General features: G+C 75.4%; 18 protein-coding genes and 1 pseudogene. 5 read left to right on the plus strand and 14 right to left on the minus strand.

Going from position 1 to position 23,059, the window contains the following annotated elements; translation table 11 throughout:
* Nucleotides 1–6: 6 nt before the first annotated feature.
* Nucleotides 7–1,185: a serine hydrolase domain-containing protein gene (locus tag ACIQKA_RS24930; protein WP_390112001.1), complete on the minus strand. Its 1,179-nt coding sequence runs from the start codon at nucleotides 1,183–1,185 to the stop codon at nucleotides 7–9.
* 524 nt (nucleotides 1,186–1,709) lie between these two features.
* Between ACIQKA_RS24930 and ACIQKA_RS24935 the strand changes: the two genes are divergently transcribed.
* On the plus strand, nucleotides 1,710–2,381 hold the full coding sequence (locus tag ACIQKA_RS24935; protein ID WP_383150638.1) for an LmbU family transcriptional regulator: 672 nt from the start codon (nucleotides 1,710–1,712) through the stop codon (nucleotides 2,379–2,381).
* A 31-nt stretch (nucleotides 2,382–2,412) separates the two neighbouring features.
* Here the strand turns inward: ACIQKA_RS24935 and ACIQKA_RS24940 are convergent, their stop codons facing one another.
* Nucleotides 2,413–3,054, minus strand: a complete 642-nt coding sequence (locus tag ACIQKA_RS24940; protein ID WP_383150640.1) for an FMN-binding negative transcriptional regulator — start codon at nucleotides 3,052–3,054, stop codon at nucleotides 2,413–2,415.
* A gap of 309 nt (nucleotides 3,055–3,363) precedes the next feature.
* On the opposite strand from ACIQKA_RS24940, the gene ACIQKA_RS24945 reads away from it, so the two are divergent.
* On the plus strand, nucleotides 3,364–4,719 hold the full coding sequence (locus tag ACIQKA_RS24945) for a lysine N(6)-hydroxylase/L-ornithine N(5)-oxygenase family protein (protein WP_383150641.1): 1,356 nt from the start codon (nucleotides 3,364–3,366) through the stop codon (nucleotides 4,717–4,719).
* A gap of 82 nt (nucleotides 4,720–4,801) precedes the next feature.
* Here ACIQKA_RS24945 and ACIQKA_RS24950 read toward each other — a convergent pair whose 3' ends face one another.
* A complete protein-coding gene (locus tag ACIQKA_RS24950) occupies nucleotides 4,802–5,020 on the minus strand; it encodes an MbtH family NRPS accessory protein (RefSeq protein WP_402542433.1) in 219 nt (72 codons plus the stop codon).
* Between the two features lie 77 nt (nucleotides 5,021–5,097).
* On the opposite strand from ACIQKA_RS24950, the gene ACIQKA_RS24955 reads away from it, so the two are divergent.
* Entirely contained in the window at nucleotides 5,098–5,385 is a 288-nt protein-coding gene (locus ACIQKA_RS24955; RefSeq protein WP_386365185.1) for a hypothetical protein, read from the plus strand.
* 10 nt (nucleotides 5,386–5,395) lie between these two features.
* On the opposite strand, the gene ACIQKA_RS24960 is transcribed toward ACIQKA_RS24955, so the two are convergent.
* The 4 genes from ACIQKA_RS24960 to ACIQKA_RS24975 form a co-directional block, all read right to left on the minus strand.
* Nucleotides 5,396–5,854, minus strand: coding sequence for a nuclear transport factor 2 family protein (locus ACIQKA_RS24960; RefSeq protein WP_402542435.1), 459 nt, complete (start codon nucleotides 5,852–5,854; stop codon nucleotides 5,396–5,398).
* A 161-nt stretch (nucleotides 5,855–6,015) separates the two neighbouring features.
* Nucleotides 6,016–6,813 carry a 4'-phosphopantetheinyl transferase family protein gene (locus ACIQKA_RS24965; protein ID WP_390111992.1) on the minus strand — a complete coding sequence of 266 codons (798 nt, stop codon included), beginning with the start codon at nucleotides 6,811–6,813 and terminating at the stop codon, nucleotides 6,016–6,018.
* A complete protein-coding gene (locus ACIQKA_RS24970; protein WP_402542437.1) occupies nucleotides 6,810–8,813 on the minus strand; it encodes a beta-ketoacyl synthase N-terminal-like domain-containing protein in 2,004 nt (667 codons plus the stop codon). Before ACIQKA_RS24970 ends, ACIQKA_RS24965 begins: the two co-directional genes overlap by 4 nt.
* 281 nt (nucleotides 8,814–9,094) lie before the next feature.
* A complete protein-coding gene (locus ACIQKA_RS24975) occupies nucleotides 9,095–9,277 on the minus strand; it encodes a DUF5302 domain-containing protein (protein WP_376233278.1) in 183 nt (60 codons plus the stop codon).
* Between the two features lie 210 nt (nucleotides 9,278–9,487).
* Between ACIQKA_RS24975 and rfbH the strand changes: the two genes are divergently transcribed.
* On the plus strand, nucleotides 9,488–10,789 hold the full coding sequence (gene rfbH / locus ACIQKA_RS24980; RefSeq protein WP_383150652.1) for a lipopolysaccharide biosynthesis protein RfbH: 1,302 nt from the start codon (nucleotides 9,488–9,490) through the stop codon (nucleotides 10,787–10,789).
* Between the two features lie 81 nt (nucleotides 10,790–10,870).
* On the opposite strand, the gene hflX is transcribed toward rfbH, so the two are convergent.
* Both hflX and ACIQKA_RS24990 read right to left on the minus strand, forming a co-directional pair.
* Nucleotides 10,871–12,286, minus strand: coding sequence for a GTPase HflX (gene hflX / locus ACIQKA_RS24985; protein ID WP_383150654.1), 1,416 nt, complete (start codon nucleotides 12,284–12,286; stop codon nucleotides 10,871–10,873).
* Between the two features lie 26 nt (nucleotides 12,287–12,312).
* Complete coding sequence (locus ACIQKA_RS24990; RefSeq protein WP_383443573.1) at nucleotides 12,313–14,862, minus strand: beta-glucosidase; 2,550 nt, start codon at nucleotides 14,860–14,862, stop codon at nucleotides 12,313–12,315.
* A gap of 420 nt (nucleotides 14,863–15,282) precedes the next feature.
* On the opposite strand from ACIQKA_RS24990, the pseudogene ACIQKA_RS24995 reads away from it, so the two are divergent.
* Nucleotides 15,283–15,954 (plus strand): annotated as a pseudogene (locus ACIQKA_RS24995) (transposase); the annotation flags it as partial.
* A gap of 538 nt (nucleotides 15,955–16,492) precedes the next feature.
* Here ACIQKA_RS24995 and ACIQKA_RS25000 read toward each other — a convergent pair.
* The 5 genes from ACIQKA_RS25000 to ACIQKA_RS25020 form a co-directional block, all read right to left on the minus strand.
* Nucleotides 16,493–18,454: a helix-turn-helix domain-containing protein gene (locus ACIQKA_RS25000; protein WP_402542440.1), complete on the minus strand. Its 1,962-nt coding sequence runs from the start codon at nucleotides 18,452–18,454 to the stop codon at nucleotides 16,493–16,495.
* Nucleotides 18,455–18,745: 291 nt separating this feature from the next.
* On the minus strand, nucleotides 18,746–19,516 hold the full coding sequence (locus ACIQKA_RS25005; RefSeq protein ID WP_402542441.1) for a 4'-phosphopantetheinyl transferase: 771 nt from the start codon (nucleotides 19,514–19,516) through the stop codon (nucleotides 18,746–18,748).
* A 7-nt stretch (nucleotides 19,517–19,523) separates the two neighbouring features.
* Nucleotides 19,524–20,267: a class I SAM-dependent methyltransferase gene (locus ACIQKA_RS25010; RefSeq protein ID WP_383150662.1), complete on the minus strand. Its 744-nt coding sequence runs from the start codon at nucleotides 20,265–20,267 to the stop codon at nucleotides 19,524–19,526.
* On the minus strand, nucleotides 20,264–21,562 hold the full coding sequence (locus ACIQKA_RS25015; RefSeq protein ID WP_383150663.1) for an activator-dependent family glycosyltransferase: 1,299 nt from the start codon (nucleotides 21,560–21,562) through the stop codon (nucleotides 20,264–20,266). The genes ACIQKA_RS25010 and ACIQKA_RS25015 overlap by 4 nt, the downstream gene beginning before the upstream one ends.
* Nucleotides 21,563–21,628: 66 nt before the next feature.
* Nucleotides 21,629–23,047, minus strand: coding sequence for a cytochrome P450 (locus ACIQKA_RS25020; protein WP_391096587.1), 1,419 nt, complete (start codon nucleotides 23,045–23,047; stop codon nucleotides 21,629–21,631).
* Between the last annotated feature and the right edge of the window lie 12 nt (nucleotides 23,048–23,059).

Consider the following 23,059-nt stretch of genomic DNA (forward strand, 5'->3'; position numbering starts at 1 on the left):
CCCGCATCAGCGGGTGCGCGGGGCCGAGTCGCAGAACTCGGCGCTGAGGATGGGGAGGAGGTCGTCCGCCCGCCAGTCGCTGTTGTAGTTGAACGTGAACCGGTGGCGGCCGTCCTCGGTGAGCGCGACCATCGAGAGCCAGCCCACCGTGCCGCCGTCGCGGTACCAGACGGTCGTGCCGCAGCCGAGCGTCAGCCGCTCGATGCCGAGGCCGTAGGCCGCGATCGGGACGTCGGGGTTGACGACGGTCGTCTTCATCGCCCGGAGCTGCTCGGGCGGCAGCAGGTCCCCGCGCATCAGGGCGCCGTAGAACCGGTTCAGGTCCGCCGCGTTGGAGATGATGTCGAGGTTGCCCCAGTTGTGCGAGCCGTTCAGCTCGGTGACGTCCTCGATCCGGTCGGGCCGGGTGAGGAAGTAGGGCTTGGAGTAGCCCCGGCCGCTCGGCCGGGGCAGGTGGACCCCGTTGCCCGGGGTGGTCGTCGCGGTGAGGCCCAGGGGCCCGATGATGCGGCGGCGCACCTCCTCCTCGTACGTCCTGCCGCCTGCCTTCTCGACCACCATCGCGGCGATGACGTCGTTGGTGTTGGAGAACCCGTGCCGGGTGCCGGGCGGGAAGAGCGGCGGGTGGGCGAGGGCCACCCGGACGCGCTTGTCGTGCGGCATGGTCTCGTAGCGGTGCGCGAAGAACCCGTCGCCGAGGACGTACGTGTCGACGTACGCGGCGTCGGAGAAGTAGTCGGGCAGGCCGCTCGTGTGGTTGAGGACCTGCCGGACGGTGATGGCGCGGCCGTCGTTGCCGTTGCCCGTGACCAGGCCGGGGAGGTGGCGCTCCACGCTGTCGTCGAGGTCGAGCCTGCGCTCCGCCTCCATCTGGAGGAGGACCGTGGCCACGAAGGTGCTGGTGAGGTGCCCGACGCGGAACCGGTCGTTCTCGCCGCGCGGTGCGCGCGTGGTCAGGTCGCCGACGCCCGCGGCGGTCTTCCAGACGCCCCGGGAGTCGCGCGCCTCCGCCGTGATGCCGGGGATGCCGGCGGCGACGGCGGCGTCGATCGCCCGCCGCGTCGCCTCGTGGCCGCCCGCCGCGGGACCGGACCCCCGCGACGCCTGGGCGGACCCGGTGAAAAGGGTGGCCGTCAGGGCGAGGGCGAGGAATCCGGCCGTCGCCGTTCCCGGTCTCTTCCGCATCGTCCGCATCGTGTTCTCCCCGTTCTGAGAATGTCTGAGAGCGGCCCGTCGGGCCGGTTCCGCGCTTTCGGGAACAGCGGCGGCGGGGCGATTCGCCCGCGCCGCGCGCGCATTGATCGACAGGGGCCGGGAAAGGTCGGCGCCGGGCCGCTGCGGCCGAATTCGGCCGGGGCGAGGACGTCCTTCCGGCCGGAAATCGGCCGAGGTGAGAGGGCGCTCGGTCCGCGGCGGCCGCGCCGGTGTCGCGGCGTCCTGTCGACGGTACATCTCGTTGGCCGATTCCGTACCCCCGTACGGGCTCGAACGCTGCTCCGGCGGCGTTCCAGCCGGGCCGACGAAACTTCTCACCGGACATGTGGACCCCTTTTCATGGAGGCATGATGGCGCGTCAGGCCGGTCGGACCGCGGGGTCGTACGACGGTCCGGGAACCCCCCTTCCGCAGACCGCGACGCAGTCCCCGGTCCCGTCCCCGGCGGGGCCGCCGGCCCAGGCTCCGGCGCGGCGGCAGCGTCACGACCGGCAGGTGCTGACGACCCGGGTCGGCCTCCAGATGCCCGTCTCCATGGCCTACGACGAGTGGGAGCGGACCGGGCACCGGCTCGCCGGCGTCGTCGACTCCTCCTGCTGGTGGCTGGGCGACTGGCTCGTCTACGGCAAGGACCACTACGCCGACCGGTACCAGCGCGGGATCCGCGCCGTGGGCCTCTCGTACCAGACCCTGCGCAACTACGCCTGGGTCGCGCGCCGCTTCGGCCTGGACCGGCGGCGGTCCGCGCTGAGCTTCCAGCACCACGCCGAGCTGGCCTCCCTGCCGCCCGAGGAGCAGGACGCCTGGCTCGACCGGACCGAGCGGCTGCGGTGGACCACCAAGCAGCTGCGCGGCGCCCTGCGCGCCGGGCGCGGCACCGAGCGGCCGGCGCCCGCCGCCGCCACCGGGCCGGGCCGGCGCCTGGAGCTGCCCGGCGGCCGCCTGGAGTGGTGGCACAGGGCCGCGGAGCAGGCGGGGATCGGGTTCGAGCAGTGGGTGACGAACGTCCTGGACAGCGCGGCGGCGAACGCGCTGGACGAGCCGGCGGGGCCGGCGGAACCACGGGACGGACTGCCCGCGGCCGCGCCCGGAAACGCCTCCGGGACCGCTCCCGGTGCCGTCCGGCCCTCCGGTCAGGCCCTGGTGACGGCGGCCGCCGCCGGCTGACCCCCGGCCGTACGGGCCGGGCCCGCGCGCCCTACAGGCGGCCCATCAGCCCGGCGGTCTCGCGCTTGTGGGTGCACGCGCTCCGCCCGAACGACTCCCGCACCCGCTCGCGCACCTCGCCCGGCTGCTCCTGGCTGAGCTTGAACATCCCCTCGACGCCGGTGACGGTGACGCTGAAAGCCCCGGCGGCGGGCACGATCTTGCGGAAGTAGCCGAGCGACTCGGTCATGTCCCAGCCGTCGCCGAAGTCCTTCTCGAAGGCGCGGACGGTGGACTCCACCACGCTCAGCGTCTCCTCGGCGGAACCGAGCATCCTGACCACGCCCCGGACGTGCACGGCGGTGAAGTTCCAGGTCGGGGCGGCCGGGGTCTTCCGGTAGACCGTGGGCGAGACGTAGGAGTGCGGCCCGGTGAAGGTCAGCAGCAGGACGCTTCCCGTCTCCAGGGCCTTCCAGTGCGGGTTCGCCTTGTTCATGTGCCCGAGCAGCGTGGTCCCGCGCAGGTCCCCGGACGGTTCGGCCGGGGCCTCGGGGTCGAAGATGACCGGGAGGTGGGTGGCGAAGGGGCCCTCGCCGGGGCCGCCGTTGGACACCGCGAGCGCCAGCGGATTGTCGCGGATCACGTCGACCATCCACGAGCTGTCGGGCTCGCGGTAGAAGCTGGGTACGAACATGCGGATTCACCTTTCGGTATTTCCCTGGGGCGAGACTCCGACCGGGGACGCGCCGGGGCGAAAAGCCCCGGCACGAGGTCCGCTCAAGCCGGACTTGTGGAGTTCTCGAGAATCCGGGCCGACCCTAACGACGTCCTGTCGACGGGACAACGCTTACGGGCCCCGAGCGGCTCCAGCGGTCTCCGTATTGCCTTCATGTCGTCTTCGAGTCGCCTTTGAGTTGCCTTCGAGCGACTTTCACCAGCAGACTGCAGAGCGGTCTCTCGGGCCATCGGCCGAGCTTTCCAGACGTCATCGGGAGAATTTTCCATGGGCATAAAGGGCAGGCGCAGCCAAGAGATTCACGACGTGGTCGGCATCGGGTTCGGCCCGTCCAACCTGTCGCTCGCGATCGCCTTGGAGGAGCACGGCGAGAGCACTCCCGGGCGTCCGGTCACGTCCCGCTTCTTCGAGAAGCAGCCGGCGTTCGGCTGGCACCGCGACATGCTGCTGCCGTCGACGACCATGCAGATCTCGTTCCTCAAGGACCTGGTCACCTTCCGCAACCCGCTGTCCCGGTACAGCTTCGTCTCGTTCCTGCACGCCTCGAACCGGCTCGTGCAGTTCGTCAACAACCAGGACTTCTTCCCGACCCGCCGGGAGTTCCACCAGTACCTGGAGTGGGCGGCGGCCGGCCTCGCCGACCGGGTGTCGTACGGCACCGAGGTCACCGCGATCCGGCCCGTGACCGAGGACGGCGGGGACGGCCCGCCGGACCTCCTGGAGGTCGAGGTGCGCGACGGCGACGGCACCGTCCGCGTGGTCGCCGCGCGCAACGTGGCCGTCTCCACCGGCCTGGTGCCGCGCCTGCCGGACGGCATGGGCGGCCACGAACGGGTCTGGCACAGCTCCGAGTTCCTGAGCAGGTTCAACGACCGGGACCCGGAGGAGCTCCGGCGGGTGATGGTGGTCGGCGCCGGCCAGAGCGCGGCCGAGATCACCCGGTTCCTGCACGACGCGCTGCCGCACGCGGAGGTCGGCGCGGTCATCCCGTCGTACGGCTACTCCATCGCCGACGACACCCCCTTCGCCAACCAGGTGTTCGACCCCTCCGCGGTCGACGAGTACTACTTCGGCACCGACCGGGCCAGGGACGCCTTCTGGCGCTACCACCGCAACACCAACTACTCGGTGGTCGACGCCGACGTCATCCGCGCCCTGTACCAGCGCTCGTACGAGGAGCAGGTGCGCGGGACCAGGCGGCTGCGCTTCCGGAACCTGACCCGGGTCGACGCGGTGAAGGGCGCCGGGGACGAGACGCGCGTGGTCCTGCGCTCGCTGCTCGACGACACGGTCGAGGAGACGGCCGTGGACGCCCTGGTGTTCGCCACCGGGTACGACGGCCTGGACCCGGCCCGGCTGCTCGGCGGGTTCGACCGGTACTTCGAGCGCGACGCGGCGGGCAAGCACCGGGTGGAACGGGACTACCGGCTCGTCAGCGCCTCCGGGATGACCTGCGGGGTCTACCTCCAGGGCGGCACCGAGCACACCCACGGCCTGACCTCGGCCCTGCTGTCGAACATCGCGGTGCGCAGCGGCGAGATCGCCGACTCGATCGTGCTGCGGCGCACCGAGCGGGAGCTGGACCGCGCCGGCTCCGTGCGGAAGGCGTCCTCGGCTGCCTGAAACGCCCGGTCCGGAACCACCGGAGGGTGGTCCCGGACCGGACGGCGGACGACCGGGCGGGCCGGACGGCCCGCCCGGCGGATCAGGCGGAGCCGGCGGCCTCCGCCGCACGGTCCCCGGCCGTCCGCGGGCGGGTGAGGCACTCCTCCATGTACGCGAGGCAGTTGTCGCGGCTCTCCTCGCCGAACACGATCCGCCAGCCGGCGGGCACGTCGGTGAACGAGGGCCACAGGCTCTGCCGCTCCTCGCCCGCCAGCACGTAGAACCGGGTCCCGGCGTCCCCGGGCGGGTCGCTGCTCATCGTTCCACTCCCCTTTCTCTTCGTCACACGTCACCGGCCGGGCCAGCGGCCGGGGTCCTCATCGAAGGAGTCGTGCCATGCGCGCCAACCGTCCGGCGCCCAGCGGTCTCGTCCGCCTGCGGTTCTCCGACGCGGCGGACCTCGGGCGCGCCGAGGCCGCCTTCCGGGCCGGGCCCGCCCCGGTCCTCGGCGACGCGTGGAGCGATCCCGAGGCGCTCGCCCTGTCGATCCGCGGCGAGGCGGCGGTGGAGACGGTGCGGGCCGTGCTCGGGGTCCTCGACGCGGCCGCGCTCGTCCCCGAGGCCTTCACCGTCCACTCGCACGAACTGGACGACGTCCTCGCCTCGTTCGGCGTCCCGGCCTGAGGCCGGGCGCTCACGCCAGGTCGTCGCGGGTGACCCGGCGGTGCGCGACGCGCCACGTGCCGGGGGCGCGGACCAGGACGTCCTCCATGGCGTACACGTACAGGACCGGGGGTCCGCCGCCGTGCGGCGCGGCGTGCACGAGGGCCGAGCAGCGGGTCCGCAGCGTGCCGTCCTCCCGGGGCCGCACGTCGAGCATGCCGACCCAGTGGTCGAGGCGGCCGCGCGCCCGCCGCCGGGCCGCGCCGGCGCGCACGTAGCGGCCGAGTCCGGAGCGGGCGGGCAGGGGCGGGGCCGGGGAGGGGAGTTCGATGACGGCGTCCTCGGTGAAGGTCTCGGTCCAGCGTCCGGTGTCGTGGGTGTCCAGGAGCTCCATCTGGCTCGCGTAGAACCGCTGCACGTCCGCGTACAGGGCGGGGAAGCCCCCGTTCCCGAGCGGGTCCCCCTCGGTGCGGACCGGTCCTACGGTCATGCGTCTGCCTCCGCTTCCGGCCGTGGCCCGGGGTGCGGGGCCGGCCGAGGGGACCCGGATTCGGTGCGGACAGTCTCCGGCGGCCGGATCGAGGATCCTTCAAAGACTCCTCAAGCGCTCCCGAGGCGGCCCCGTCCCGTCGGCCCGGTGGCGGGCGGGGGTCAGGTGCTCGCCGCCGGGAGCACGAGCCGGCGCGGGGCGGCGCGGCCCCACGGGAAGCCGTGGTGGAGGTGGACCGGGGGCGGGCGCACCCCGTCGACCTCCAGCGCGACGGCGGCCAGCACGTCGGGGACCGGTTCGAACTCCAGGAACCGCCAGCGGGCCGCCGAGTCGTCCTCCGGCGGCCGGAAGCGGAGCACGCCCCGGTCCTCGGCGAGGGTGAAGGCGAAGGAGTCGAAGGGCAGCCCGAGACCGAGCCCGCGGGCCTTGGAGTACGCCTCCTTGAGCGTCCACAGGCGCAGCACCCGCTGGTCGCGGGGGCGGCCGGGGGCCAGGCGCCCGATCCAGTCGCGTTCGGCGGGGGTGAAGGTGCTCACGATGGTGGACAGGCCCACGTCGGAGCGGTCGAGCCGCTCGACGTCGACCCCGATCCGGTGCCCGCGGGCGACTCCGAGCAGGTTGTACGTCTGGGAGTGCGAGAGGTTGAAGTCGAGGGCGTCGCCGCCGCGCGGCAGGCCGCCGGCCGGGGTCTGGAGGTGGGGGCGGCCGCGCGAGGAGCGCCAGATGACGGCCTCCGCCTCGGGGATGCCGGTCTCCAGGGCGAGGACGCGGCGCACCAGGGCGTGCGCGACCAGGTACTGCCGGCGGTCGCGCTCGAAGAGGAAGCGGCCCGCGATCTCCCGCTCGTTCTCGTCCAGCCAGTGGGCGCAGAGGGTGGCGGCGACGGCGGGCGCCAGGTCGTCGTTGGGGCAGAACCAGAGGTTGACCGGGGGCGTCCGCTCCTCCGCCGGCGCGCTCATCCGCCCTCTCCCGCGCCGGGGAGCCACAGCGGCGTGCGCAGGAACGCGGAGGGCGGCAGCGGCACCGACACGGCGCCGGGGCCGGCCGCCGGTTCCAGGGCGGCCCAGTCGGCGTCCACCCCGGACAGCCAGAGGTCGCGCAACTGGGGCAGCCGGCGGGCCTCCCAGAGCCCGGCGAGGTAGGCGCGGGTCTCGGGCACCGCACCCAGGCCCAGCGGGTCGGCCGCGCCGCCCCGCAGGTCGGCGACACCCCGCACGGCGCCCGCGGCCAGCCGTTCCAGGGCGGCGGAGAGCGCGGCGAGGTCGTGGACGAGGACGGCGAAGCGGCAGTCCATCGGGGCCCGCCCGGTCCGCAGGGAGCGGGCGAGGACGGCGAGCGGGGGCGCGTCGCGCCCGGCGATCCGCCCGAGGAGCCGGGCGGCGGTGGCCGCGAGGTGGGCGGGGGTGGGCGCGGACAGCAGGACCAGTTCGCCCTCGGGAGCGGGAGCGGGAGCGGGGGCGTCGGTCGTGGCGGGGGCGGCCGGGGCGGTCCGGTTCTCCGGGCCTCCCCCGCCGTCCGGCGGTCCGGGGAGCGCGGGCGGCTCGGGGCGGAACTCCTCCAGGACCACGTGGGCCTCGACCCCGCCCGCCCCCCGTACGGTCGCCGAGGCGCGTCGCGGCTCCGGCCCCGGCCGGGTCCAGGGCTCGGCCTCGGGGCGGTCGGGGCCGGGCAGCAGGACGCGGTGGCGCAGTTGGAGCACGGCGCGGGTCAGGACGGCGACGCCGGTGGCCGCGCCGGCGTCGCCCACCGACGCGGCGGCCGTCCCCGCGTCCTCCCGGAGTCCGGGCTCCTCCGGCCCGGGCCCGGTCCCGCGCAGCGCGGCCCGTGCCAGGCGCCGCGGGGCGTCCGGGTCCCCCGCGTGGGCGACCGCACCGCCGAGGACCACGGCGTGGACGGTGTCGCCGTCGGCCAGGGCCCGGTCGAGCGGCTTCAGGAGCAGCGCGCCCGCGCACTCCCCCGCCCCGGGGCGGCGGCTCGCGGGGTGCAGCAGCAGATGGGCCCCGCCCACGAGCGCGGCCTCGCACGCGCGGCGGCGCAGGGCGTCGAGGGCCAGGTCGAGGGCGACGAGCACGGAGGACTCCGCCGTGTCGACGCTCTGGCTGGGGCCGGTCAGGCCGAGCAGGGCGGAGAGCCGGTTGGGCAGGCTCCAGTGGCCCCGGCGGGGCATGGCTCGGGCGCCCCGGGCCCAGGCCTCGGCGGCCAGCAGCGCGTAGTCGCCCGCGCTCGCCCCGACGAAGACGCCGACGCTGCGCGGGGTCCCGTCCGGCGCGGCCAGCGCGTCGAGACGGCCGCCGGTGCAGCCCGCGTCCTCGAAGGCCTCCCAGGCGGTCTCCAGGAAGATCCGCTCCTGGGGGTCCATCAGGGCCGCCTCGGCGGGCTCGATCCCGAAGAACACCGGGTCGAAGTCCTGCACGCGGTCCAGGTAGTGGCCCGTCCCGGCGCCGCCGCTGCCGGGGCGGTCGCGCGGGAGCGGACCGGGACCGGCGGCGCGTCCGGCGCGGAGCCGCCGCCAGAGGGCGTCCGGGTCCGGGGCCCCGGGGAAGCGGCCGGAGACGCCGACGACGGCCACGCGGCCGGCGTACGGGACGTCGTGGGCCTCCCGGGTGTCTCGGTCCTCCCCGGCGCCTCGGGTGCCTTCGGCGCTTCGGGCCCCTCCGGTGCCCCGGACGTTCCGGGTGTCCCCCGCCTCCCCGAACCCCCCTGCGGCGCCGGGGCCCGGGACCGGGGCGAGGGACGGGACCGGGGCGAGGGTCCGGAGCCGGCCCGGAGTCGGCACGGGCGCCGGGGCGGGCGCGCTCCCGCGCGTCCCCGGGGCGTTCCCCGGCCGGGACCGGTCCCGGGCCCGGCCCTCGACCCGGCCCCCCGCCCGTCCCCCCGCCCCCGCCGCGAGCAGGGCGGCGGCCCGGGCGCGGTCCAGGGTCCCGTCCTTGAAGCGGGTCAGTATCTCCTTGTCGTCCATCCGGACGCGTCCCTCCCTCGGACGAAGGCGCCGGCGGCGACACGGTCGCGCGCACGGCGCATCACGGCGCGCTCGCAGTAGAAAACAATCACCGCGACCGGGGGAACAGGGTTCGGCTGAATACAGAGCTCGTTCCCAGGAATTGTCGAGCTTTTCTCGACCAGGAATCGAGGGAGACTCCAGCGGGTCTCTCCCGAGGGACTTCCCGAGCCCATGGAAAAGGGCCGCCGCGATCACCCGGGGGTGGGATCACGACGGCCCTCCGAAAGGCCCCTGCGGGGTCAGCCGGCCTTGCGTCGGAAATTCCGGCTCTGGCGGTTGAGGCCACTGGCGCCGTTGATCTTCAGACGCGCCTCGTGGTGCGCCTGCTGGGATCGGGCGTTGCGGGACTTGCGCTCCAGAGCCTCCTGGAACTTGCGCTTGGCGTCGGTCTCGGCGGCGTTGTTTTCCGGCGTAGCAGTCATGCGTTACCTCCTGAGCATGTTCTAGAGCGGTTTTATTGTGGCATCCGAGTGACCTCCCGGCGAGCCTCTTCCCGGCCCGGGGGAATACTTTTCGCCACGCGCCGGAATTTCTCGCGGACCTGATGAAGTCGACCGGCGCTCTGCCGATTCGACGTGTCCGCGGGCCTAGGCTCACGGTTCCGTCAGCGGTGCCATCAGAAGGGAACGACCATGGGCGAGACCAAGGACCGGATCGCGGAGCTCGTCCGTGAGTACCACCGGGAGCAGGCTCCCGGTCCCTTCGAACCCGGGGTCTCCCCGGTCCAGGTCTCCGGCGCCGTGCTGAGCGAGGAGGACCGGCTCGCGCTGGTCTCCGCGGCGCTCGACATGCGGATCGCCGCCGGCGTCAGCTCCCGGCGCTTCGAGCGGGACTTCGCCCGCTTCATCGGCACCCGCAAGGCCCATCTGACGAACTCCGGCTCCTCCGCGAACCTGCTGGCCCTCAGCTCCCTGACCTCCCCGCAGCTGGAGGAGCAGCGCCTGAGGCCGGGCGACGAGGTCGTCACCGTCGCGGCGGGCTTCCCGACCACCGTCAGCCCGATCCTGCACAACGGCCTGGTGCCGGTCTTCGTGGACGTCGAGCTGGGCACGTACAACACGACGCCCGAGCGGATCGCCGCGGCCATCGGGCCGAAGACCCGCGCGATCATGATCGCGCACTCCCTGGGCAACCCGTTCCGGGTGGCGGAGGTCGCCCAGCTCGCCGAGGAGCGGGGCCTGTTCTTCGTCGAGGACAACTGCGACGCGGTCGACTCCACGTACCGGGGGAAGCGCACCGGCTCCTTCGGCGACCTGGCGACCACCAGCTTCTACCCGGCGCACCACATCGCGATGGGCGAGGGCGGCTGCGTCCTGACCAGCAACCTGGTGCTGGCGCGGATCGTGGAGTCCTTCCGCGACTGGGGCCGGGACTGCTGGTGCGAGCCGGGCGAGGACAACCGCTGCATGAAGCGCTTCGACCAGCAGATGGGGAAGCTGCCGCACGGCTACGACCACAAGTACATCTTCTCCCACGTGGGGTACAACCTGAAGGCGACCGACCTCCAGGCGTCCCTGGGCCTGAGCCAGCTGGGGCGCGTCGAGGAGTTCAGCGCGGCCCGCCGCCGCAACTGGGCGCTGCTGCGGGCCGGGCTCGACGGGCTGCCGGGCCTGCTGCTCCCGGAGCCGACCCCGGACAGCGACCCGAGCTGGTTCGGCTTCCTGATCACGGTGGACCCGGACGCGGCCTACACCCGGGCCGCGCTCGTGGACTTCCTGGAGTCGCGGCGGATCCACACGCGCCGCTTCTTCGCGGGCAACCTCACCCGCCACCCCGCGTACGCCGAGAAGCCGCACCGGATCGCCGAGCCGCTGGTCAACAGCGACCTGATCACCGACCAGACCTTCTGGATCGGCGTCTACCCGGGCATCACGGAGGAGATGGTCGACTACGTCGTCTCCTCGATCCGCGAGTTCACCACCCGCGCCCACTGATCCCACCGGGTCCCACCGGGACCCGCCGACGGGCCGGCCCCCTCCCCGCGTGCTCGGGAGGGGGCCGGCCCGTCGTGCGCGTCAGGCCGCGTAGGCGGCCAGGTCGGCGGCGAGGGAGGCGTCGACGTGCGCCTTCAGGCGGGTGCCGTTCTCCTCGTGCGTCTCCTCCAGGACCTCGCCCGTCTCGTGGACGCGGGCCACGAGCTGCCCCTCCGTGTAGGGGACGAGCACCTCCACCTCGACGTCGGGGTGCGGGAGTTCCTCCGCGATCCTGGCCAGGAGGTGGTCGATGCCCTCGCCGGTGCGGGCGGAGACCGTGATCGCCGTCGGCTCGGCGCTCCTGAGCCGCTCCAGCACGTCGGCCGGCGCGGCGTCCGCCTTGTTGACGACGACGAGCTCGGGCACGCCCTCCCCGCCGATCTCGCCGATGACGGTGCGCACCGCCTCGATCTGCGACTCCGGGTCGGGGTGCGAGCCGTCGACCACGTGCAGGATGAGGTCCGCCTCGGCGACCTCCTCCAGGGTGGAGCGGAAGGCGTCGACGAGCTGGTGCGGCAGGTGCCGCACGAAGCCGACGGTGTCGGCCAGGGTGTAGGCCCGTCCGCCGGCCGTCTCGCTGCGGCGCACGGTCGGGTCGAGGGTGGCGAACAGCGCGTTCTGGACGTGGACCTCGGCGCCGGTGAGGCGGTTGAGGAGCGAGGACTTGCCCGCGTTGGTGTAGCCCGCGAGGGCGACCGACGGGACCTTGTTGCGGCGGCGCTCCTGCCGCTTGAGGTCGCGGGCGGTCTTCATCTCCTCGATGTCCCGGCGCATCTTGGACATCTTGTCGCGCAGCCGGCGCCGGTCCGTCTCGATCTTCGTCTCGCCGGGGCCGCGGGTGGCCATGCCGCCGCCCGCGCCACCGCCGCCGCCCATCTGCCGGGACAGCGAGGCGCCCCAGCCGCGCAGCCGCGGCAGCATGTACTGCATCTGCGCGAGCGCGACCTGCGCCTTGCCCTCGCGGGAGGTGGCGCGCTGGGCGAAGATGTCGAGGATCAGGGCGGTCCGGTCGACGACCTTGACCTTGACGAACTCCTCCAGGCGGACGAGCTGGGCGGGGCTCAGTTCGCCGTCGCAGACGACGGTGTCGGCGCCGGTGGCCTCGACGAGGGTGCGCAGCTCCCCGGCCTTGCCCGAGCCGATGTACGTGGCCGGGTCCGGCTTGTCGCGGCGCTGGATGACGCCGTCGAGGACGAGGGCGCCCGCGGTCTCGGCGAGGGCGGCGAGCTCGGCGAGGGAGCTCTCGGCCTCCGCGACCGTGCCGGAGGTCCACACGCCGACGAGCACCACGCGCTCCAGGCGGACCTGGCGCTGCTCGACCTCGACGACGTCCCGGAGTTCGGTGGACAGGGCCGCGACGTGGCGCAGGCCGGTGTCCTGGGTGGTGTCGATGGCGTCGGCGGCGGCGATGCGGCCGCCGGTGGGGGCGGGGGTGGAACCGTGTTCTGTCGCGGTCATGCGTGTCCTCTCACTGGGTGGGGGGTTCAGGGGGCGAGGCGGCCGGTGAGGCGGATGTCCGCCGAGGAGGAGCCGACCTTGACGGTCCGGGCGCCGGGGGCGTCCCGCCAGGAGTGCCGGGCGGTGTCCCAGTACTGGAGCTGGCGGGCGTCGACGGTGACGGCGACCCGCTTCTCCTGGCCGGGGGCCAGGGTGACCTTGGTGTAGCCGGCGAGCTTCTTGACCGCCTGCGGGGCGGTGATCCGGTCGCTGGGGCCGAGGTAGGCCTGCACGACCTCCTTGCCGGTGGAGCGGCCGGTGTTGCGGACGGTCACGCGCACGGTGGCGCCGGTGGCGGTCCGTTCGACGGTGAGGTCGCGGTAGGAGAAGGAGGTGTACGACAGGCCGTGGCCGAAGGGGAACAGCGGGGCCACGCCCTCCCGCTCGTACCAGCGGTAGCCGACGTGGATCCCCTCGCCGTACTCCTGCCTGCCCGCGACGCCGGGGAAGCGCTCGGGGCGGCCGGCCATCGGGTGGGCGTCCTCGGCGGCGGGGAAGGTCTGGGTGAGCTTTCCGCCGGGGTTGGCGTCCCCGTACAGGAGCGCGGCGGTGGCGCGGGCGCCCTCCTGGCCCGGGTACCACATCTGGAGGACGGCGCGGGTGGAGCCCAGCCACGGCATCAGCACGGAGGAGCCGGTGTTGAGGACGACGACCGTGTTGGGGTTGGCGGCGGCGACCGCGGCGATCAGGGCGTCCTGGCCGTCCGGCAGGGAGAGCGAGGGGCGGTCCCAGCCCTCGGAGCCCTCGTCCTGGGCGAAGACGACGGCGGTGTCCGCGGCGGCCGCGGCGGCGACGGCCCGCTGGATGTTCCGGCTCGCCCGCTCGGGGGTGACCCAGGTGAGGTCGACGGAGAGCGGGCGGTCGGGCCAGGCCCAGCCGCTCATGGAGAGCTTGTGGGTGCCCTTGGTGAGGCTGAGGACGACGCTGGTGGTCTCGCTGAACGAGTCGGCGGCGTAGACGGGGGCCTGGCCCTCGACCTGGAGGACGGCGAGGCCGCCGTCGACGCGGACGCCGATGCGGTAGTCGCCGTCCGCCGGGACGGTCAGGGTGCCGTCGTAGAACGCGCGGTCGCCGCCCGGGTCGAGCTGCCTGCCGTTGTGGAAGGCGGGGCTGAGTTCGGTCGCGGTCAGCGGGACGCCGAGCCGTTCGACGCCGGGCTCGTAGGCGACCGCGGCGTTCGCGCCGGCGCGCTCGCGCAGGGCGTCGAGCGGGGACTCGGCCGCGTCGGGCACCACGTGCGCGCTGCCCAGGCCGGAGACCTTGGGGTGCAGGGCGCTGTCGCCGATGACGGCGAGGGAGGTGGCGGCGGTCCCGGTGAGCGGGAGGGCGGGGCGGCCGGCGGTCGTGGTGTTGCGCAGCAGGACGGCGCCGTTCTCGGCTATCTCGCGGGCGGTGGCCCGGCCGGCCTGGGCGTCGCGCGCGGGCCGCGCGGGGCCGCCGGCGGGGTCGAGGAGGCCGAAGCGCTCCATCTGGCCGACGATGCGGACCACGGAGCGGTCGAGCGCGGCCTCGGGGACCGTGCCGGCGGTGACGGCGGCCTTCAGGGCGGCGCCGAAGTGCTGGGAGTCGGGGACCGGGTCGGTGGGCTTGCCCATCTCCAGGCCGAGTTCCTGGTCGAGGCCCTTGGTGATGTCGGTGGTCGCCTTGGTGGCGAGCCAGTCGGACATCACCCAGCCCCTGAAGCCCCACTGCTCGCGCAGGACCTTCTGGAGGAGCTGGTCGCTGCTGCACGCGGGGGTGCCGTTGACGCCGTTGTAGGCGCACATCACGGAGGCGGCGCCGGCCTCGACGGCGCTGCGGAAGCCGGGCAGTTCCGTCTCGTGGAGGGTCTGCTCGTCGATGGTCGCGTCGACGGTGAAGCGGTCGGTCTCCTGGTTGTTGCCCGCGAAGTGCTTGACCGTGGCCATCAGGCCCTGGCCCTGGATGCCCCGGATCTCGGCGGCGGCGGTGCGGGAGGTGACGAGCGGGTCCTCGCTGAAGGTCTCGAAGTTGCGGCCGCCGTGCGGCACGCGGATGTTGTTGACCATCGGGGCGAGGACCACGTCCTGGCCCAGGGCCCGGCCCTCGTGGCCGATGACCTTGCCGTACGCGGTGGCGAGGCCGTCGTCGAAGGTGGCGGCGAGCGCGGTGGGCGTGGGCAGCGCGGTGGCGCGGCTGCCGTTGATGCGCACGCCCACCGGGCCGTCGGCGGCCTGCAGCGGGGGTATGCCCAGGCGGGGCACGCCGGGCAGGTAGCCGACGCCCCGGGCGAGGGGGCCGTTCTCGGCCCCGGCCGTCCAGTGGACGAAGGACAGCTTCTCGTCGAGGGTCATCCGGGCGACGAGCGCGCGGACGCGCTGGCTGCCCTCCTCGGCCGCGCCCCTCGGGGCGGCGCGGTCGGCCGTGGTGCCGTTGGCGGTGGTGAGCAGGCCGCTCGTACAGAGCAGGGCCACGGTGAGGGCGAGCAGCCGCGGCGCGCGGCCCGGGCGCCCGCGCCCGTCGGTCCGGAGTCTGGTGGGAGGGCGGGACGTTCGCTCCGCCGGCCTGCGGGACAGCATGCGGTCTCCTGTTGTTTCGGTGCGTCGGTGCGCGCGCGTGGTGCGCGTGCCTCCACGCTCACGGAACGGGCCGCGGGAGACGAGGTCGGCCCGTCACACTCTACGGAGTTCGGGGGTTCTGCTCCGTGTCGTAAGGGAGTTGGCGCTCGAGGATCGCTTGAGACCGGCGGGCTCGGGGCGCCGCCGGGGCGGCGGAGGGGCGGCGGCGGGGCCGTGGTGCCGGGGGGTGGTGGCCGGGCCACCACCCCCCGTGGGCGCGGGGCGCGCGCCGGGGCGTGCGGGGGGCGGGGGCGGTGCGGTCCGGGAAGTGTGTCCCCGGCCTACCTGGGCCGCGAACGGGCGGCCGGGGACGGTGGAGGGGTCCAGCGAGCGCAGCCCCGGCCCGGCGGGTCCCGGGGCGCCGAGACCCCGAGGAGCGTCATGAGGGCCACTCTCCAGGCGGTGGAGGCCCCGAGCCTTCCGCACGACCCGGCGGCGGGCGCGGCGCGGGCGCTGGTCGCGTCGGTGCTGTCCTCGCTGCGCCGCCGCGACCAGCGGCACAAGGGCGAGTTGTACGTGCACGGGCTCCTGCACGCCCCGGGCCGCAAGACCATGCGGAACCTGGCCGCGAGCACGGACGAGCGGTCGGCGGAGCAGAGCCTGCACCACTTCATCAGCTGCTCGACGTGGGACTGGTCCCCGCTGCGGGCGGAGCTCGCGGCCCGGTTGGACCGGCTGCTCGCGCCGAAGGCGTGGGTGGTGCGCCCGCTGGTCATCCCGAAGACGGGCCGTCACTCGGTGGGCGTGGGGCGCCGGTTCGTCCCGCAGCTCGGGCAGGTGGTCAACAGCCAGCACGGGTACGGCCTGTGGCTGGCCTCGGGGGCGGCGGCGGCCCCGGTGAACTGGCGCCTGTCGCTGTCGGGCGACTGGCTGGAGGACGCCGAGATGCGCCGGCGGGCCGCGATACCGGACTCGGTGGACGCCGGGTCGGCGGAGGGCCTGGCCCTGGACATGGCGCTGGAGACGGCGGGCTGGGGGATCACCCGGCTGCCCGTGGTGACGGACGCCCGCGAGGAGGCCGTGCCGTCGATGGTGGGGGCCTTCTCCCGGGCCGGGCTGCCCTTCCTGCTGCGGATCGGCGGCGGTACGGGCCTGCTGGCCCCGGCGCTCTCCGGCGGGGGGAGCCGGTCCGTGTCGGCCTCGGCGGGCCGCCTCGTGGAGCTGGCGCGCTCCCAGGGCCGGCCGGTGGAGTGGTTCGAGCCGGCGGGCACGGGACTGCCGAGGACCTCGCTGGTGTCCCTGCTGCCCGTACGGCTGCCCGGGCCGGCGGTGCCGGGGCCGCGCCGGGCGTTCGGCGGGACGCCGCCGGCGGGCGCCCCGCTGACGCTGGTGGGGGTGTGGTCGCCGAACGGCCGCGAGGCGTCGGAGCTGTGGCTGACGAACCTGACCGGCGCGAGCCGGAGCGCGCTCCTCGGCCTCGGCCGGCTGATCGGGCGGGCCGACGCCGACTTCACGGACACGAGCCTGCCGGTGGGGGCGCTGGACTTCGAGGGGCGCTCGTACCACGGCTGGCACCGGCACGTGACGCTGGTGTCGCTGGCTCACGCGGTGCGGCTGCTGGGCCCGGGGACGCGCCGGGGCCTCGGCGCGGTCACGCCGGTTCCCATGACCGGGGGCCGTCGGGCGCGAGGCCGTGGAAGACGCGCGCCCGTTGCAGGCGCAGGGCGAGCTGGAGCTCCAGCGAGCGTTCCGGCCGCTGCCAGTCGGGGCCGAGCAGCTGGGTGATGCGGTCCAGGCGGCGGGAGACCGTGTTGGGGTGCACGTAGAGGAGTTCGGCGGCCCGGGTGGGGCTGCCGGCGGCGCGGAACCAGCCGTCGAGGGTCTCGACGAGGTTGCCGAACCGCTCGGCGTCGTGGTCGAGGAGCGGGCCGAGGGTGCGCTCCACGAAGCCGGGGGCGTCGTGCTCCTCGGCGAGCAGCATGCCGATGAACCCGAGGTCGCGGGCGGCGGCGGAGCGCCCGGCGCCGCCGAGCGCGGTGAGCGCGTCCAGGCAGCGGACGGCCTCCCGGTGGGCGCGGCGGACCGCGTCCGGTCCCCGGCCGAGCCGGGCCGCCCCGGCCGTGACGGGGGCGCCGGTGGCCTCGGCGAGTCCGGCGCGGACGCGGTCGGCGCAGGCGGCCGGGTCGTCCCCGGGCAGGAGCAGGGCGAGCCGGTCGCCCTGGACGGTCTTCATGCCGCGGTGGCGGCGGGCGTGTCCCGCGGCCCAGCTCTCGACCAGGTCGGCGGCCTCGCTCCGGGGGCGGGCGACGACCATGACGTGGGGGCGTTCCAGACGGGCCGCGAGGCGGCGGGCGCGCCGCTCCAGGCCCTCGGCGGGCCCGTCCCAGGTGACGAGGTCCTCCAGGAGGTCGTCGTCGGCCCGTCCCCCGGCGTCGGTGGAGCGCTGGAGGACGAGCAGCAGGGACACGGTGCGCGCGTAGGAGAGGAGGACCTGCTCGCCGGGCCGGCCGGCGGCGGTGCCCGTGCCGGGTCCGGCGGCCGGTTCGGCGGGGTGGAGGAGGAGCGTGCCGACGTCCTCGGAGCGGACGGAGAGCGGCACGACCAGGGTGCCGTCGGTCAGGGGGCAGGCGATGCCGGTGGCGGCGGCGCTGAGCCGCACGCGCTCCAGTTCGGCGGTGTCGGGGGCGGGCGTGCGGCCGTGCCCGGCGAGGCGTTCGCCGCCCTGGCCCCGGACGGAGAGGCCGCCGCCCAGCTCGGCGGCGGCGCGGGCCAGGAGCTCGTCCAGGCCGGTGCCCTCCAGGACGAGCCGGACCAGGTCGTCCTGGAGGTCCTTGGCGCGCAGGGCGTCGCTGAGTCCGGCGCGGGCCCGGGTCCCGGCGTCCTCCAGGACGGTGTTGGCGGCCCGTGCGTCCTCCAGGAGCCGGGCGGTCTCCACGGCCGCGGCGGAGAGGTCGGCGAGGGAGGACATGAGCGACACGTCGTCGGGGGTGAAGTGCCGGGTCCTGCGGTCGGCGACGTAGAGGAAGCCGAGGCAGCGGTCGCCGGAGCGCAGCGGCACGCCGAGGACGGCGTGCAGCGACTCGGCCTCCAGGAGGTCTTCGAGGGCGGCCGTGTGGCCGGGCCGGTCGTCGGCGAGGTGGTCGGCGGTCCGGAAGGGGCCGGGCAGTTCGCCGGGGGCGCCGCGCAGTGCGGCGGCGGGCACCCGGTGGCCGGTGGTGCGGGCGCTGACGGCGCCGTCGGCGGTGGCGACGACCAGGTCCCCGGTGGCCTCGTCGGCCAGGGCGGTGCAGGCGAGGTCCGTGTTCAGGAGCAGCCGGGCGCGGCGGGTGATCAGGCGGAGGGTGGCGTCGAGCCGGGCGGGCGCGGTGAGTTCGAGGGCGGTGTCGACGAGCGCGGCGAGTTCGGCCTCGCGCTGGCGGCGCCGGTCGAAGAGGGCGCCGACCTCCAGGGCGAGGCCCTTGGCGCGGGTCAGCCGGTCGATCCGGCCGGGGTCGGCGCCGGAGCGGCGGGCCTGGGCGACGAGCTGCTCGTACGCGTGGGCGGGCGCCTCCCCCGCGAGGAGTTCGAGGACGCGCAGGACCTCGGCCCCGGACTGCGGTTCCTCCCCTGTCATCCCAGCCCCCCAGCGGACGGATCGACCCTGCCCCGACGACCCGGGGAACGTAACCGGCCTGCTGAGGGGGCGTCAACCGGCCGCCGGGCGGCGGGCGCGGTGACCGGGCCACCGGCGGGGGCCCGTTCCGGGGCGGCGCGGTGTGCTCCGGGCACCTTGGGCGGCGGTACGGCCCGTACCTACGGTTGCCGGTTGGCCCCGGGGCGGGGGCCTGGCGGGATGACGGGAGGGGCGGGCGCACGTCGGCGGGCCGGGCGTCCCCGGAAAGGGGCGGGGCGTTCCTCCGCCGGTTCACGAGCGGTTCTGTCCCGGGACGCGAACGGCTCCCGAGGGGGCCGGGCGGGCTGCCGGGGGCGCCGGACGGGCTGCCGGAGGCGCCGGACGGTCTCCCGCAGGCGCCGTCCGGGGGCCGGGGACGGCGACCGCGGTCAGGAGGAGTCCGTCCGTCACCGTCCACCGGCCGGTCAGCTCGGTCGCGGCCCGGCCGTCGAGCACCGGCCCGGGAATCCGCAGCCGGGCGGTGAACGTCCGGGCGGCCGGGTCGAGCACCAGCTCCGCCGAGTCGAAGTCCAGGGCCCGGCGGGTCAGCGGGGACCAGGCCTTGAACAGGGACTCCTTGGCGCTGAACAGCAGCCGGTCCCAGCGGGTGCCGGGGTGGCGGCGGGCCAGTTCGCGCAGCCGCTCGCGCTCGGCGGCCGAGGCGATCCCCCGGGTCACGCCCGGCGGCAGCGGCAGGTGCGGCTCCGCGTCGATGCCGAGGGACCGCCAGCGGTCGGCGGACGCCAGGGCGGCGCCCCGGTAGCCCTCGCAGTGGGTGAGGGAGCCGACCGTGCCGGCGGGCCACAGGGGCTCGCCCCGGCGGCCGCTGAGCACCGGTTCGGCGGCCCGCCCGAGGGCGGCGAGCGCCCGGTGGGCGCACACCCGGACCGTGGCGAACTCGCGGCGCCGCTCCTCGACGGCGTCGCGGATCAGGGCCCGCTCCCCCGCGAAGAGCAGCTCCGGCGGGTGCTCCCCGGCCGTGTCGGCCGCGACCGTCCCGGGCGGGAGGATCTCCTCGATCACGCGGCCGTCACGCCCGGACGCCGACGAAGAGGCCCCGGCCGGACGGGCCGCCCTCCTGGAACTCGACGGCGAGGCCGGCGCGGACGAAGGCCCGCTCGTAGGCCTCGCGCGGGAAGAGGGTGATGAGGTGGGTCTCGGAGAGGTGCGCGATGTCCCGGCCGGGCTCGGCGATCAGGTAGTGCACGTCGATGCGGGTGGCGTCGCCCTCCAGGCGCGAGTGCGAGACGCGGGAGACGGTCTTGCCCTCGGCCTCGGTGATGGACGCGCCGACGAAGCCCGGCGTGAACGTGGCGGGGAACCACCAGGGTTCGACCACGACGACGCCGCCCGGTGCGAGGTGGGCCGCGAAGCGGGCCAGGGCCGCGTCGAGTTCGGCCTGGTCGCGCATGTGGCCGATGGAGCTGAACATGCAGGTGACGGCGGAGAAGGTGGTGCCGAGCGCGAAGTCGCGCATGTCGCCGAGGTGGACGGGCACGCCCGGGTTGCGGCGTACGGCGATGTCCCGCATGTCGGCGGAGATCTCCACGCCCTCGACGGTGTCGAACGCCCGGGTGAGGTGCTCCAGGTGGAGGCCGGTGCCGCAGGCCACGTCGAGGAGGCTGCGGGCGCCGGGCGCGCGGGAGGCGACCAGGGCGGCCAGGTCGGCCGCCTCGCGCGCGTAGTCCTTGCCCTTGCCCTGGTGGACCAGGTCGTAGAGGCGGGCGATGCCGTCCGCGTAACCGCTGTCCGCGGGGGCTCCGGTGGTGGTCACGTCGTCTCTCCTTGGCTGGGGTGGGCGGTGCGCGGGCGCGCCGCGAGGCGTTCGAGGGCGGGGACGAGCTCCGCCGGCGAGGGGTCGGCGAGGGCCTCGTCGCGCAGCCGGTGCGCGGCCGCCGCGATCGAGGGGTCGGTGAGGGCCCGTACGACCGCCTCGCGCAGGGACGCGGCGTCGAGCTTCTCGGGCGGCAGGTCGATGCCGGCGCCCTGCCGTTCGTGCAGGCGGGCCTTGAGCGGGGCGTCCCACAGGGCGGCCACGATGATCTGCGGCACGCCGTGCAGGGTGGCGGTGTAGCCGGTGCCGGCGCCGCCGTGGTGGACGATCGCGGCGCAGGTCGGCAGCAGGGCGTCCATCGGGACGAAGTCGACGACGCGGATGTTGGCGGGGAGGGCGTCGCGGTCCCGGAGCTGGGTGGCGTCGAAGGTGGCGACGATCTCGGCGTCGACGTCGCCGAGGGCGTGCAGCAGGTCCTCGAAGGGGACCGCGTCGCGGCCGAAGGTCTCGCGGGCGGAGACGCCGAGGGTGACGCAGACCCGCGGCCGGGCGGGCGGGGCGTGCAGCCAGTCCGGTACGACGGCGGGGCCGTTGTAGGGGACGTAGCGCATCGGCAGGAGGTCGCCGGGCACGGGGATCCGCAGGCTCGCGGGGGCCGGGTCGACGGTGGCCTGCCCCCGGACGATCTCCTCGACGGCGTCGGCGCCGGGGACGATCCCGAAGCGTTCGAGGGTCCAGGTCACCCACTCGCCCATCGGGTCCTCGCGGCGCTCCTCGGGCTGCGCGGCGAGCAGTTCGAGGAACTGGCGGCGTGCGTTCAGGACCACGTCGGGGCCCCACAGGAGCCGGGCGTGGGCGGCGCCGGTGACGTGCGCGGCGATGGGCCCGGCGTAGGTGAAGGGCTCCCAGAGCACCAGGTCGGGCCGCCAGGAACGGGCGAACGCCACGAGGTCGTCGATGGTCGTGTCGCCGTTGAGCGGCGCGAACGACATGGCCGTCATCATGGTCTGCTGGCCGAGGGCGTGCTCCCAGCCGATCGGCTCGGTGACCGTGTCGGCGAAGTCGAAGCCCGTCTGGTACGGGGTGGGGTCGCCGCCGATCCGCGTCATCAGCTCGACGATCGAGTCGAGGTCTCCGACGGGCACGGCGGTGAGCCCGGAGCCGTTGATCACCTCGGTGAGCGCGGGCTGGCTGGCCACCCGGACCTCGTGCCCGGCGGCCCGCAGCGCCCAGGCCAGCGGCACCAGGTTGTAGTAGTGGGTGTTGTGCGCGAAGCACGTGATCAGTACGCGCATGGCGTCGTCCGCCCTCGTCTGGCTCGTTGCGGTCGGGGTCGTGGTCGTCGTCGGCCGGGGCCGCCGTCAGGCGGTTCCGGCGACGGGGAGGCGGGCGGGCGCGGCCAGGACCGGTGAGCGCGGTCGCGTGACCTCCTCGCCGGCGGTGCGCAGGGCGGGCAGGGTCCCGGCGAGCGCGCCGAGCGCCGCGCGGGCGATCACCGTGACCAGCCGCCCGGAGAGCGCGAAGTGCAGGTCGCCGGGGAGGCCGAACGGCGCGGCGTCCGCGGGGGCCGCCGGGTCGCGGTTGACGGCGGCGACGAGGAGGGTGACGCGGCTGCCGGCGGGCAGTTCGGTGCCCGCGAGGACGGTGTCGGCGCGGGCGGTGCGGGTCTCCAGCCGGACGGGCGGGGCCAGGCGCAGGGTGTCCCGGACGGCTCCGGCGGCCAGGGCCGGGTCGGCGGCCAGCCGCTGCCAGGCGCCGGGCTCGGCGAGGAGCCGGCGCACGGCGTTGGCGACGAGCACGACGGTGGTCTCGGCGGCGCCGACGGCGAGGATCCGGGCGGCCCGGACGCTGTCCTCCCCGGCCTCGTGGAGGCCTTCGGCGAGCACGGCGGAGAGGGCGGCCTCGGCCCGTTCGGCAGCGCGGACGACGGCGTGCGGCTGGGGGCAGAGCAGCCCGTCGAGGGCGTGCCGGCAGTCGGGCAGGATCCGCACGAAGCGCTCGTGGGCGGCCTCGGGCAGGCCGAGCTGTTCGCCGATCACCCGGCCGACGAGCCGGCGCGCGAAGTCCTCGGCGAGGTCGAAGCGGTCGCCGAGTCCGGCGAGCAGCGCGCGGGCGAGCGTCACGGTCCGCTTCTCCACGCACTCCTCCTCAGGGGCCCACAGCATGGGGCCGCCGAGGGCGGTGAGCGGGGCCAGGCGGGCGGCGGTCGCCCGGTCCACGGCGAGGACGGCGCTGCGGTACGGGAGCCCGTCCCCGGCGGCGGCCTCCGGCCCGGGGCGGGGGCCGTCGAAGGCGGGGTCCGCGACGACCGCCTCGGCGACGGCGCGGTCGGCCGTCACCCAGGTGTCGAGCGGCGCGCTGTGGAACAGCGGCCCCTCGGCGCGGACGCGCTCCTCGTGGGGGCGGGGGTCCTCGGTGCCGGAGCGCAGGATCAGGCCGTAGGGGTCGTTCCGGGTGCCCGCGAACCACTGGGCGGCGCGGGTGAGCTGGTTGCCGCGGGCGCGTCGGGGGTCGGTCGGGGCGGCCTCGGGGTACGGGACGGCCGCGCGGTCGGGGGCGTCGGTGGGGACGGCGGCGTGGTCCGGGCCGGTCCCTTGGTTCGAGGCGGTCGCCCGGTCCGGGGCGGTCTCGTGGTCCGGGCCGCTCCCTTGGTACGGGGCGGTCGCCCGGTCCGGGGTGCCGGTCCGGACGGTCGCGCGGTCGGGGAGGGTCTCGCGGTCGGGGGCGTCGGCCGGGGCGGTCGCGCGGCCCGGGGCGTCGGTCAGCGGCTCCGCTGTCATGTGCGACTCCTC

Source organism: Streptomyces sp. NPDC092045, assembly GCF_044756005.1.
In the GTDB taxonomy this organism is placed as follows: domain Bacteria; phylum Actinomycetota; class Actinomycetes; order Streptomycetales; family Streptomycetaceae; genus Streptomyces.

Coding starts and splice junctions, on each gene's coding strand:
- ACIQKA_RS24950 (WP_402542433.1), bottom strand. CDS start 5,020: ATGAGCAGCGACCCGCCCGGGGACGCCGGGACCCGGTTCTACGTGCTG.
- ACIQKA_RS25000 (WP_402542440.1), bottom strand. CDS start 18,454: ATGACAGGGGAGGAACCGCAGTCCGGGGCCGAGGTCCTGCGCGTCCTC.
- ACIQKA_RS25020 (WP_391096587.1), bottom strand. CDS start 23,047: ATGACAGCGGAGCCGCTGACCGACGCCCCGGGCCGCGCGACCGCCCCG.
- ACIQKA_RS25015 (WP_383150663.1), bottom strand. CDS start 21,562: ATGCGCGTACTGATCACGTGCTTCGCGCACAACACCCACTACTACAAC.
- ACIQKA_RS24975 (WP_376233278.1), bottom strand. CDS start 9,277: ATGACTGCTACGCCGGAAAACAACGCCGCCGAGACCGACGCCAAGCGC.
- ACIQKA_RS24990 (WP_383443573.1), bottom strand. CDS start 14,862: ATGCTGTCCCGCAGGCCGGCGGAGCGAACGTCCCGCCCTCCCACCAGA.
- ACIQKA_RS24930 (WP_390112001.1), bottom strand. CDS start 1,185: ATGCGGAAGAGACCGGGAACGGCGACGGCCGGATTCCTCGCCCTCGCC.
- ACIQKA_RS24945 (WP_383150641.1), top strand. CDS start 3,364: ATGGGCATAAAGGGCAGGCGCAGCCAAGAGATTCACGACGTGGTCGGC.
- ACIQKA_RS24955 (WP_386365185.1), top strand. CDS start 5,098: ATGCGCGCCAACCGTCCGGCGCCCAGCGGTCTCGTCCGCCTGCGGTTC.
- ACIQKA_RS24970 (WP_402542437.1), bottom strand. CDS start 8,813: ATGGACGACAAGGAGATACTGACCCGCTTCAAGGACGGGACCCTGGAC.
- ACIQKA_RS24960 (WP_402542435.1), bottom strand. CDS start 5,854: ATGACCGTAGGACCGGTCCGCACCGAGGGGGACCCGCTCGGGAACGGG.
- rfbH (WP_383150652.1), top strand. CDS start 9,488: ATGGGCGAGACCAAGGACCGGATCGCGGAGCTCGTCCGTGAGTACCAC.
- ACIQKA_RS24940 (WP_383150640.1), bottom strand. CDS start 3,054: ATGTTCGTACCCAGCTTCTACCGCGAGCCCGACAGCTCGTGGATGGTC.
- ACIQKA_RS24965 (WP_390111992.1), bottom strand. CDS start 6,813: ATGAGCGCGCCGGCGGAGGAGCGGACGCCCCCGGTCAACCTCTGGTTC.
- hflX (WP_383150654.1), bottom strand. CDS start 12,286: ATGACCGCGACAGAACACGGTTCCACCCCCGCCCCCACCGGCGGCCGC.